Source organism: Polaromonas sp. P1_E3 (genome assembly GCF_056405935.1).
In genome coordinates this window covers 1-11,338 of sequence record NZ_JBFUBD010000085.1, presented here as the reverse complement: position 1 = coordinate 11,338, position 11,338 = coordinate 1, and the positions used below count along the sequence as shown (strand labels likewise).

The 11,338-nt window shown below is 63.4% G+C and carries 12 protein-coding genes and 1 pseudogene; 4 read left to right on the top strand and 9 right to left on the bottom strand.

Annotated elements, in window-relative coordinates; translation table 11 throughout:
• The 8 genes from AC1D0Z_RS11530 to AC1D0Z_RS11495 form a co-directional block, all read right to left on the bottom strand.
• The coding region (locus AC1D0Z_RS11530) for an efflux RND transporter periplasmic adaptor subunit (RefSeq protein ID WP_477658384.1) at positions 1–1,237 on the bottom strand (1,237 nt) is incomplete at its 3' end.
• 310 nt (positions 1,238–1,547) lie between these two features.
• Entirely contained in the window at positions 1,548–2,477 is a 930-nt protein-coding gene (locus AC1D0Z_RS11525; RefSeq protein WP_477658383.1) for a ribokinase, read from the bottom strand.
• Positions 2,478–3,776: a TRAP transporter large permease gene (locus AC1D0Z_RS11520; RefSeq protein WP_477658382.1), complete on the bottom strand. Its 1,299-nt coding sequence runs from the start codon at positions 3,774–3,776 to the stop codon at positions 2,478–2,480.
• The gene (locus AC1D0Z_RS11515; RefSeq protein ID WP_477658381.1) at positions 3,773–4,252 is read right to left on the bottom strand and encodes a TRAP transporter small permease; all 480 of its coding nucleotides are present in this window, start codon (positions 4,250–4,252) and stop codon (positions 3,773–3,775) included. Before AC1D0Z_RS11515 ends, AC1D0Z_RS11520 begins: the two co-directional genes overlap by 4 nt.
• A 26-nt stretch (positions 4,253–4,278) precedes the next feature.
• Positions 4,279–5,295, bottom strand: coding sequence for a sialic acid TRAP transporter substrate-binding protein SiaP (locus AC1D0Z_RS11510; RefSeq protein ID WP_477658380.1), 1,017 nt, complete (start codon positions 5,293–5,295; stop codon positions 4,279–4,281).
• A gap of 71 nt (positions 5,296–5,366) precedes the next feature.
• Positions 5,367–6,299: a dihydrodipicolinate synthase family protein gene (locus tag AC1D0Z_RS11505; protein ID WP_477658379.1), complete on the bottom strand. Its 933-nt coding sequence runs from the start codon at positions 6,297–6,299 to the stop codon at positions 5,367–5,369.
• Positions 6,296–7,012, bottom strand: coding sequence for a GntR family transcriptional regulator (locus AC1D0Z_RS11500; protein ID WP_477658378.1), 717 nt, complete (start codon positions 7,010–7,012; stop codon positions 6,296–6,298). Before AC1D0Z_RS11500 ends, AC1D0Z_RS11505 begins: the two co-directional genes overlap by 4 nt.
• 3 nt (positions 7,013–7,015) lie before the next feature.
• Positions 7,016–7,462, bottom strand: coding sequence for an RbsD/FucU family protein (locus AC1D0Z_RS11495; RefSeq protein WP_477658377.1), 447 nt, complete (start codon positions 7,460–7,462; stop codon positions 7,016–7,018).
• 185 nt (positions 7,463–7,647) lie between these two features.
• Between AC1D0Z_RS11495 and AC1D0Z_RS11490 the strand changes: the two genes are divergently transcribed.
• From AC1D0Z_RS11490 to AC1D0Z_RS11480, 3 genes are all read left to right on the top strand, one after another.
• Positions 7,648–8,646, top strand: a complete 999-nt coding sequence (locus AC1D0Z_RS11490) for an aldo/keto reductase (RefSeq protein WP_477658376.1) — start codon at positions 7,648–7,650, stop codon at positions 8,644–8,646.
• Positions 8,643–9,479, top strand: a complete 837-nt coding sequence (locus AC1D0Z_RS11485) for an amidohydrolase family protein (RefSeq protein WP_477658375.1) — start codon at positions 8,643–8,645, stop codon at positions 9,477–9,479. The genes AC1D0Z_RS11490 and AC1D0Z_RS11485 overlap by 4 nt, the downstream gene beginning before the upstream one ends.
• A gap of 73 nt (positions 9,480–9,552) precedes the next feature.
• Complete coding sequence (locus AC1D0Z_RS11480) at positions 9,553–10,065, top strand: GNAT family N-acetyltransferase (RefSeq protein WP_477658374.1); 513 nt, start codon at positions 9,553–9,555, stop codon at positions 10,063–10,065.
• A 73-nt stretch (positions 10,066–10,138) separates the two neighbouring features.
• On the opposite strand, the gene AC1D0Z_RS11475 is transcribed toward AC1D0Z_RS11480, so the two are convergent.
• Entirely contained in the window at positions 10,139–11,050 is a 912-nt protein-coding gene (locus AC1D0Z_RS11475; protein WP_477658373.1) for a LysR family transcriptional regulator, read from the bottom strand.
• 106 nt (positions 11,051–11,156) lie between these two features.
• On the opposite strand from AC1D0Z_RS11475, the pseudogene AC1D0Z_RS11470 reads away from it, so the two are divergent.
• A pseudogene (locus AC1D0Z_RS11470) lies at positions 11,157–11,338 on the top strand (mandelate racemase); the annotation flags it as partial.

Sequence of the window (11,338 nt, the reverse complement as noted above, 5' to 3'; positions counted from 1 at the left end):
TGCCGCCCATGCCGGCGCCGGGCGCGTCGCCCGGCAGCACCACGCTGGCGCCGTCCTTCAGGCGGTCGGCCCCTTCGGTGATCACGCGCTCGCCGGCCTTCAGCCCGGAGGTGATCACGATTTTTTCGGCGGTGGCCTGGCCGCGCTGCACCGGCCGCAGGGAAACCGTGCGGTCGGCGGCGTTCAGCACATAGACATAGTCCCCGGTGCTGCCCAGGCGGACGGCGGTGACAGGCACCACCACCGCGTCTTCCAGTGTCTTGACCTGCAGCTGCACGTTCACGAACTGGCTGGGGAACAGCGTGAGTTTGCTGTTGGCAAAGCGCGCCTTGGCCCGGACGGTGCCGGTGGTGGTGTCGACCTGGTTGTCGAGCGAGGCAAAAACGCCGGTATCGAGTGTGGCGGTGCGCGTGCGGTCCAGCGCAACGACTTTCATGGCAGTGCTTCCAGCGGCGTTTTGCTGCAACTCGCCCGCCCGGTCCTGCGGGACGGAAAAGACCACGTCAATCGGGCTGACCTGGGTAATCAGCGCAATGCCGTTGGCGTCGCTGTTGCTCACCACATTGCCGACGTCCACGGTACGCAGGCCCACGCGCCCACTGACGGGCGCCACCACGCGGGTATAGCCCAGGTTGAGCCGTGCCGCGCCTTCGTTGGCCTTGTCGATGACGACTGTGCCTTCCAGCTGCTTGACGAGCGCAGCCTGGGTGTCGACTTCCTGCCGCGCAATCGAGTCCTGCTCGAGCAGGGTCTTGAAGCGCTGCAGCGTGACGCGGGCGCTGTCAAGCTGCGCMTCGTCGCGCTGGCGCTGGCCCACGGCCTGCATCAGCGCCATCTCAAACTGGCGTGGGTCAATGGTGGCCAGCAGTTCCCCGGCCTTGACCATCTGGCCTTCCTTGAACAGGACCTTTTCCATCACGCCGGAAACCTGGGGCCGGACCCTGACGGTAGCCTGGGGAGTGACGGTGCCCAGTGCTTCCAGGACGATCGGGATGCTGGACTTCTCGGCGGTGGCGACGCCTACCGTGGTAGCCGGTGCGCCGCGCCTGAAGGCTCCACCGGGGCCGCCGCCCGCCGGCGTGTCTGTGGAAGGATGGGTCAGGTGCCAGGCGAGCCAACCGGTGCCGGCCAGCGCCAGCACGGCGATCACGCTGCCGATGATGGACGCGCGGCGGCTCAGTCGTCTACGGGGAGGGGTAGGGGCGCCGCTTTCCGGCGTGTCGGCTTTCGGGTCCATCAGCTGTCCTTGGGTGCCCGCTGTGCCAGAAGGGCTGGCGCAGCATTTTTTTGTGTTTGATGGTGATTCTTGCGCCGGCAGCCAAAGCCCTCGGGTCCACCTGACGGCGCTCAATAATTATCACTGCAAGCCTTGTGGACGCAGATAAAGCGCCTGAAAGAGGCGCGTAAATATCCGGTAAAGCGGCGATTGGCCTACACGGTTGCGGGCAACAACGGGAGGTCGGCCTGGATTGGCTGGTTGCTATTGTTTTAATAGCTGCTTGCGCCCGTTGTCATTGGGCTACGGCCATTTTTTTCAATAACAACGACTACGCAAGCAACGCCGCGGTTTCTGCGGAGGACGGCATGCCGTCGATGGCGCCGTGCCGCGTCACGGACAACGCGGCAGCCGCGTTGGCCCACTGCATGGCAACAGACAGTGGTTCTCCGCGCGCCAGCGCGGCGGCCAGCGCGCCGGTGAAGGTGTCGCCCGCGCCAATGGTGTCGCGCACGGCCATGGGGCGGCCCGGCAGTGAAACGGGCGGCTTGCCGGCGTGGAAGAGCCGGCAACCGGAAGCGCCCAGCGTGACGAGCACGGCGCGCGTACCGCGGTTGATCAGCTGCAGGGCAGCGTCGTCCACCGAACCGGTATGCGCTGCACCGGCCAGCAGGTAGAGTTCATTTTCATTGGGCGTGAKCACATCGACCAGCGCCAGAAGCTCGTCAGGCAGCGGGCGCGCAGGTGCGGGGTTCAGTATGGTGATGGCGCCTGCCCCGCGGGCCAGGCGAAAGGCTTCCAGCGTGGCGTCTGCAGGCACCTCGCACGAAGCCATGACGACTCGGCAAGCGCCCAGCACCTGCTGCGCGGCCTGCGCAWGCCGCGCGGCCAGGCCTTTGCCGGCACCGGGATACACCGCAATGCTGTTGTCGCCGTCCTCGTAGACGAGGATTTGCGCAACGCCGCTGCGCTCACCGGCTACTTGCTCGACGTGTGTGGTGGCTATGCCTTCGTCCTGCCAAAGCTTCATTCCCATGCGACCGAAATCGTCGTCGCCGATACGGGCAATGAGTGCCACGCGCGCACCCTGGCGGGCAGCGGCCACCGCCGCATTGCTGCCCTTGCCGCCCGGGCTGATGCTGAAATCGGTGGCCATCAGCGTTTCACCGCGTGCGATGGGCCGCTCCACACGGGAGATAAGGTCAGCGTTCCAGCTGGCAACGCAAACGACATCGGCGTCTTCGTCAGCCCTGGCGCTCATTTATTTGGCTCCGTAACCCATGGTCTGCGGCAGCCACAGCACAATTTGGGGAAAGCAGGTCATGGCCAGCAACAGCAACAACAGCATGACAAGGAAAGGCCAGCCTTCCTTCATCATTTCGCCGATGGGAATGCCGGTAAGGGCCTTGGTCACGAACAGCAGCATGCCGAAAGGCGGATGGATCAGGCCGATCATCATGTTGAGCACCACCAGCACGCCGAAGTGCACCAGGTCCACGCCCAGCAGCTTGGCCGCCGGCAGCAGCATGGGCACAAACACCAGCAGCAGCACCGACACGTCGAGGAAGCAGCCCAGCACCAGGAACATGACGTTGACCATCAGCAAAAAGCCGATCTGCGAGAAGTGCATGCTGTCGACCCACGCGGCCATGGCCTGCGGCACGCCTTCGGCGGTGAAGGCGTAGTTGAGCATGAAGGAGCCGGCCAGGATCATGGTGATCACCGCGCTGGCGCGTGTGGATTCCATCACCACGACCCAGAAGCTGCGCCACGTCAATGCGCGGAACACCAGCGCCGCCAGGATCAATGCATGCAGCGCGGCCACGGCAGCGGCTTCGGTCGGCGTGAAGATGCCGGAGTAAATGCCGCCCAACAGTACGATGGGCATCGACAACGGCAGCGCACCACGGAAGATCAGGCCGGCCCATTCCGAGCGGGGCACGGGCTCGTCGCGCGGCATGTTGCGCTTTTTGGCGATGACCGCGACCACGCCCATCATCAGCCCGGCCATCAGGAAGCCCGGCACCACGCCGCCCAGGAAGAGGGCACCGACTGAAGCGCCCGACACCAGCGCGTAAATCACCWTGGGGATCGACGGCGGGATGATCGGGCCCAGCGTGGCGCTGGCTACCACCACCGCGCCGGCAAAGCCGCGTGTGTATTCCGGTTTTTTCAGCATCTGGCGAATCGTGACCAGGCCGGGACCGGCCGCGTCGGCGATCGCACTGCCGCTCATGCCGGAGAAAATCACGCTTACCAAAATATCCACCTGCGCCAGGCCGCCGCGAAAGCGGCCCACCAGGATGCGGCAGAAGTCAAAAATCCGTTCACTGACCGTGCCCGCATTCATGATGTTGGCGGCGAACACAAAAAGCGGCACCGCCAGCAGCACATAGCTGTTGTAGAGGCCGTTACCGATCTGCTCGGCCACCAGGCCGATGTCCTGGCCCTTGACCACGAGGTAGCCGATGCCCGCCGCGATCATCGAAAAACCGATGGGCATGCGCAGCAGCATGCCGCCCGCCAGCACCCCAACCAATACCCAGATAGCGCCTGTCATATCCGCAGCTCCGCTTCAAGACCCTTGCCACGGATCGCATTCCAGATCGCCCAGGCCGAGCGCACCGCCAGAGCGGCGAGCAGCAGCACAAAAGGCATGAAAACCCATTGGAAAGACACGCCCAGCACGGGCGTTCCTTCACGGGCCATGAAGTGAACATAGTCCCAGCAGCCCGGAATGCCCCAGGCCGCAAGGCCACCGACCAGCAGGTTGCCGGTAATCGCCATGGCCTGCCGGCCGCGGTAAGGCATGTTGTTCCAGACCAGGTCGAAAACCACATGCTCACGTTCAGGCACCACCACGGCGGCGGCCCACAGGATGACCCAGACGTAGAGGATCACGGCGGCCTCATCCGTCCAGGCCAGCGGCTTGTTGAATAAAAACCGCGCCGTGATCTGGATCACGAACACGATGAACAAGGTCAGGAAGAGTCCGCCGCCAATCAGATTGGCGGTTTTCTGGAGCCAGCTTTTCATGGTTGTTTTCGGGTCATCCGGCAGGATTACTTTGTGCTGTTGATGCGCTCAAGCAGGCCCTTAGGCCAGGCCTTGGCGTACTCGGAGTTCTGGTAAGTCGTCTGCACTGTCTTGCGGAAAGCGTCCACATCAGGCGTCGTCACGGTCAGGCCTTCCTTCTTGAAGAACTCGACGAGCTGGCCTTCTTCCTTGATGCGGTTTTCATTGTTGTAGACGGAAGCGGCCTGTGCAGCTGCCTTGACCTTGGTTTTTTGCGCCGCATTCATGGCGTTGTAGGCCTTGTTGGAAATCGCAATGAAGATGCCGTCCACCAGGTGGCTGGTCAGCACGATCTGCTTGGTCACTTCATAGAACTTGGCGGCGCGCACGGAAGGCAGGGGATTGTCCTGGCCGTCGATGGTGCCGGTCTTCAGGCCCAGGTAAACCTCGCCAAAAGCCAGCGGCGTCGGCGTGGCGCCCAATGCCTCGCCCAGGAACAGCCATTCCTTGGAGCCGGGCATGCGCAGTTTCACGCCTTTGAGGTCGGCCGGAACCTTGACGTTGCGGGCTTCACGCAGGTTGACCTGGCGCGTACCGAGGTACACGGTGGACAGCGGCGTCACTTCCATTTTGTCGGCGACCAGCTTGAACATCTCGGTGCCGATGGGGCCGTTGAACACCTTTTGCTGGTGGTCGGGGTCCCGCACGATGTAGCCGGCCGTGAAGATCGAGAACTCGGGCACCAGCTTGGCGATGTCAAAGGCGGAAATCGACGACAGCTCAAGGTTGCCGCGCGCCATGGCGGCGGGCTCGGTGCCTTGCTTGAAGAGCGATGCATTCAGGTTGATCTGAACATCGAACTCGCCGGGCGCGCTCTTTTCAAGGTTCTCCTTGAAGACGGTCCACATCTTGGCATGCCAGTCGTCCGGCACGGCCGGCGTGGAGACGCGCAGCACGACCTTGTTCTGTGCCTGTGCGGCGGGCAGCAGGGCGCCCATCAGCAAAATGGCGGAAGCGGTGCCCAGCAGGCTGCGGCGGAAAATACCTTTGAGGGAAGCTGTCATGTTGTCTCCTTGCTTTGTCGTGAAGTCGCGTGAAATGATTGAAACCGTACCGGGACCGGCCCGGCGCGGCGTCACTCGGATTTTGTATTAATCCCGAAGGCGCTGATGGTTTTTTCCAGCGCCGCATATTCCTCGGGCGTCAATGCCACCAGTGGTGCGCGCACTCGCAGCCAGGCTTTGTCGCCGCTCAGCATGGCCATGATCCCTTTGAGCGCGGGCATGAGTGAGTAGGGGCCGAGCAGGCCGATGAGCTCGACAACGCGTTCGCGCTCGGCGGGCGTGGCTGGCGCGTCGGGCTCCGTGACCAGCCGTTTGACCAGGCGCGGCATGAAATTGGCCAGGCCGCTGATGGCGCCTGTGCTGCCGCGGCGGCCCATCTCCGGCAGGTCGGGTTCGAACCCGACGTACACCGTCATCTCCTTCATGAACGCATCGGACAGGCCGACCGAATGTGCGGTGGTGCAGGCGCTGTCCTTGATGCCGACGATGGTCTCGGGATACAGGTCCTTGAGCGTCCGGATCACGTGGTGCGACAGCGGCACACCGGTGACCTGGGGGATGTGGTACAGGTACAGCTTGAACGGAGTGCCGGCCATGGCGTCGATCACATAGCGGTAGCTGTCGATGATCCCCTGGTCGGACACGCCCTTGAGGAAAAATGGCGGCAGCATCAGGCAGCCGTGCACCCCGGCCTTGACGGCGTGGCGCGTGAGCTCCAGCGTTTCGGGCAGGGCGGCGCAGCTGGTGGACACCATGATCTGCGCAGCCGGAATGCCGTTCTTGATGAGCTGTTCGATGGCTTCCTTGCGCTCGGCCAGAGAGAAAGAGGGTCCTTCTCCCGTCGTCCCGAAGGCTGTCACACCGGGGCAACCGCTGGCGATCAGCGCCTTGCAGTGGGTTGCGAACTTTGCGTGGTCAATGTCCAGGCTGGCCGTAAGAGGCGTCAGCAGGGCGGGCCAGATACCGCGAAAGGATTTTTCAGCGGCGGGGAAGGAACTCGTCATTCAGGGGTCTCCAAAGACCACGGCATATCGGGCCGCGGCAGTCCTAGCACACGTCGGTGCGCGCTATCAATGTGGTGGCTCAGGCGTTCGATCACGGCAGGCGCGTCGCGCCGCTTGAGCGCCTCAATAAACCAGAGATGCTCTTCCATGGCGGGGACCAGCACGTCGGGTGAAAGGGTCGAGCCTTCGAGCTTGATCAGGCGCACACGCAGGCTGTTGATGCGGTAGACCTCGGAGATCAGCTCGTTGCCCAGTGCGTCGATCATCAGGTCATGCAGGCCCCAGTCCACCGCGGTGGCGTCCTTGAGCAGGTTGTCGTCAATGGCTTTTTTCCGTGCGCGCTTGACGATGTTCAGGTGCGCCTGCTCGATGGCCGCGAGGTCGGCATCGGACACGGTGGTGACAAAGCGGGTGGCAGCCTCGCGCTCCAGCAGTCGGCGCAGCTGAAAGGCGTTGTTGATCAGCTTGAGGTCTACGTGGGCAACCTGCAGGCCGCGTTGCGGCACGGTCTTGAGCAGGCCTTCGGCCTCCAGGCGCGGAATCAGCTCGCGCACGGCGCCCAAAGGCATCCCCAGCAGCTGCATCAGCTCGCGCTGCGAAACAAACTGCCCGGGGCGAATGTTGGCATCGACTATTTGCTGCTGAAAACTTTCATAGGCCTGCGCGCGCAGGCTGATGGGCGGCCCGTGGGGCGCTTGCGCCGTACTGCTCATGGGTCAGCTCGCGTCGCCGGGTATGACGCCCTTGCGCAGCAGGATGTTGCCGTATTTGCGCTGCTCGCCCGTCTGCAGGATCAGGAAGGCTGCTTCGGCACGCGCATAAAACTCAAACCGTTCCAGCGTGGCGGCGGGCCGCTCGGCGGCCTGCGCCAGCAGCGCGGAAAATTCGGCGACAGGGGCGGGCACAGCGCCGGCATCACCCACCACCTGCATCGTCCAGGCAGCGTCGCGCACGTAGCTGTCCAGCGGCAGAAGTTGCAGCACGGCCTGCAATGCCTGCGGCGACGTAACACCCGCCAGCTGCACCAGCCGTGCGCCACCCCGGGCCGCCACGGCAGCGGCCGGGAAGTTGGCGTCCACGATGGCGACGTCATCTCCATGGCCCATGCTGGCAAGTCCATGCAGGGCGTCAGGGGTTAACAGTGGCGAAATGGTCTTGAGCATGCGTGAGCCCGAAAGTAGAAATTGGCTGGCAGAAACGACAAAGTAGCAATCAGATAAGAGTCGCCCGGACCCACCCAGCTTTGAGGCTGCGGGTTTCTCCGGGGTTAATGACTGACATGTTAGCTATAACATCGCTGAACTTTTATTGGTGTTTACCCGCAACCGCGGTTTGCCGGCTTGTTGAAATGACTTCTACCTCTTCCAGTTCCATATCCCACCGGCTCGGACTCGGCGGCGCGCCGCTGGGTAATTTGTTCTCACCGGTGAGCGATGAAGAGGCGAGGGCTCTGGTGGATGCCGCCTGGGCGGGTGGCTGCCGCAGTTTTGACACTGCACCGCACTATGGCCACGGGCTGTCGGAGCGGCGCTTGGGCGATGCGCTGCGCGGACGGCCGCGGGACAGTTTCACGCTCTCCAGCAAGGTGGGCCGCATCCTGACGCCCGACGGCCGTGCCGCGACGGCCCAGCACGGTTATGTTGACATCCTGCCGTTCAACCAGCACTGGGATTTCAGCGCCGCAGGCACGCGCCGCAGCGTGGAAGACAGTCTTCAGCGGCTGGGCATGTACCGGCTCGACAGCGTTTACATCCACGATCCGGACGTCCAAACCCATGGTGCCAATGCAGGGGCCGTGCTGCGCCAGCTGATCGATGAAACGCTGCCGGCACTGCAGCAACTGAAGCGCGAAGGCCTTGTGCGCGCCATCGGGCTGGGCACCAATGATGTCGGCGTCGTGCTGGAGGTATTGCGCGAAGCCGAGCTGGATGTGCTGATGCTGGCCGGCCGCTACAGCCTGCTGGACCACAGTGCGCTGCCCGTTTTGCTGCCGCAGTGCCTGGCGCGCGGTGTGCGCATCGCGCTGGGCGGCGCATTTAACTCGGGTATTTTGGCCACCGGGACGCGCGGCGGCACTGCCACTTTCAATTACGCACCGGCTGCGCGCGAATGGGTGGAGCGGACCGCAAAAATCGAGGCGGTTTGTGAAGCGCACGCTGTTCCGCTGCGCGCTGCTGCCTTGCAGTTTCCGCTGGCGCACCCGGCCGTGCACAGCCTCATGCTGGGCGCCCGGAAAGCCGGCGAATGGACGGACGCCGTAACCATGGTGAACTGCCAGATTCCCCCGGCGTTTTGGGCTGCACTGCGCGCGCAGGGCCTGTTGCCGCCCGAGGCGTTGACGCCATGACGTCCTTCCCGGTAATCGACGCGCACTTTCATTGCTGGCAGCTGGCACGCGATGACTACGGCTGGTTGACGCCGGAGCTGGCGCCGATCTACCGCGATGTGGCCGTGAAGGACTGGCAGGCGCAGTCTGCGCCATTTGGTGTGCGGGGCGGTGTGCTGGTGCAGGCCGCCGCCACCGAAGCCGAAACGCATTTTTTGCTGGCACAGGCCGATGCGAACCCGGGGGTGCTGGGGGTGGTCGGCTGGGTGGACATGCTGGGGCCCGATGCACCTGCCCGCATCGCAGCGCTGGCGCGCCACCCCCGCCTCAAGGGCCTGCGCCCGATGTTGCAGGACATTACCGACGCGCAATGGATTCTGCAGCCTGCGCTGGCGCCGGCCCTGCAGGCGATGGTGGAATGCGGCCTCGTGTTCGATGCGCTGGTCAAGCCTGTGCACCTGCCGCATATCGTGACACTGGCGCGCCGGCACCCGCATTTGCGTATGGTGATAGACCATGCCGCCAAACCCGACATTGCCGCGGGCCAATGGCAGCCCTGGGCCGACGACCTGCTGCGCATTGCCGGGGAAACACAGGCTTATTGCAAACTTTCGGGCCTGATGACCGAAGCCGGGCCAAAGCCGGCCGCCGGCGCCGTCACGCGCTGGGGCAAGCGCGTACTCAAAAGCTTTGGTGCGCGCCGCGTGGTGTGGGGGAGCGACTGGCCGGTGCTGGAGCTGGCCGGCAGTTACGCGCAGTGGTGGGGCGAAACACAACAACTGCTCGCGCCGCTTGACGTGGCAAGCCAGGCGGCTGTCATGGGCGGCAACGCCAAGGAGTTGTACTGGCTTTAAATCCCGGTTTTGCGCTTTGTTTTCGCGCGCCGTCTTTAGAATCACCCGATTGTTTGCACTGAAGGCGCATCGCGTGACTGACTCCTCCAACCCTTCCCAAAGCCCGCTGCAGGTTTGCCGCGCCGATTATCACAACCCCGTGCATGCCGCTGCCATCGTGCAATTGCTCGACGCCTACGCGCAGGACCCGGCCGGCGGCGGCAAACCGCTCAGCGATTTTGCAAAGAAGCATCTCGTCAAGGAACTCGCTGCACGCCCGCATGCCTTCAGCGTGCTGGCCTTCAGCGGCGACAAGGCTGTCGGCCTCGTCAATTGCATTGAGGGCTTTTCCACCTTCGCCTGCCGTCCACTCGTCAACATCCATGACGTGGCCGTGCTGCCCGGCCACCGTGGCCAGCGCATCGGCGAGCAGATGCTCGCGCTGGTGGACGAGATTTCACGCGAACGCGGCGCCTGCAAACTGACGCTGGAAGTACTGCAGGGCAACCGCAGCGCCATCAAGCTCTATGAACGCATCGGTTTTGCCGGCTATCAGCTTGACCCGGCCATGGGCCAGGCGCAGTTTTTCCAGAAGTGGCTGGAGTGAGCACACTTTGACGCCCCGATCTGGTTCAACAAAACTTCCTCAGCCGCCCAGGAGCGGGCGCTAGAGGCACGCGTCAACTGGCACCGCCGACCGGCTTCGTCACCGCATCCCAAAGCGCCTCCGCGGCTCGCCCCATGGAGTTTCGGGACCGGAAGAGTTTGATTTCAACGGGGACGCGTAACGCAGGCACACCCGCCTCGACCACACGACCCGTTGCCAGGTCGTCATGAACCAGGGTTTGCGGCAGCCATGCGACGCCCCGGCCTTCAAGGACCATGGTTCTCAACACCGAGGCCAGGTGCGCGGTGAACACCGTTTGCGTGAGGACATTCTCCATGGCTTCAAACCTTGTTTCGCGCAAGATGCGGCCAAGCCCGGATTCGGCGCTGTAGCCAAGAAGAGATACCGGCGCCTTGCCCGCTTGCAGCCTGTGCAGGGGTTGGCCGGAGGCATTAACGGCCGTCACCGGCACGAGACTGTCAGCGCCAATCTGGATGGAGAGAAAACCGCCGGACTCAAGACGCCCGGGAGCGCCAGGATGTGCATGACACACCACAAACTGCACCTTGCTTTGCTCCATAAGCGCCTCGCACCGCGCCAGCACGTCCGACTCCAGGTGTATCGTTCCGGCCATGGTATGCGCTTCAAAACTCCGCAGCCAACCCGGCATGAAGGTAAACGACAGAGCATGGGTTGCCGCAAACCGCAGGGAATGTGTGCTTGCCTCGGCGATGATCCGGGCCTCGCCCGGAACGCGGGCCACCTGGGCCTTCAAATCCTCGGCAATGCCTAGGAACCACTGGCCGGCTTCCGTCAAACGGACGGGCTGTGAGCTCCTGTCGAAAAGTTCTGCGCCGATCCATTCTTCCAGGGCGCGCACCCGGCGCCCGAAAGCAGGCTGCGTCATGTGGCGCTCTTCGGCAGCGCGGGAAAAATTGCCCGTGATGGCCAGCGCAGAAAAGTCTTCGAGCCAGGAGAAATTCATGCCCAGTGCTTTGAAAGCATTGAAGAGAAGAAAAACAGCATTGGTCAAATGCGGCAGCCTTCGCGATCATAACGATCCTCACCACAACCTGTCATAGAGCCAGCCCATGAAAATCGTTGAAATCAGAGAGAAGACCCTGCCCATCAGTTCACCCATCCGCAACGCGTACATCGACTTCAGCAAGATGACCTTGAGCCTGGTGGCGGTGATCACGGACGTGGTCCGGGACGGCAAGCCGGTGGTGGGATACGGGTTTAACTCCAATGGCCGTTACGGACAGGGCGGGCT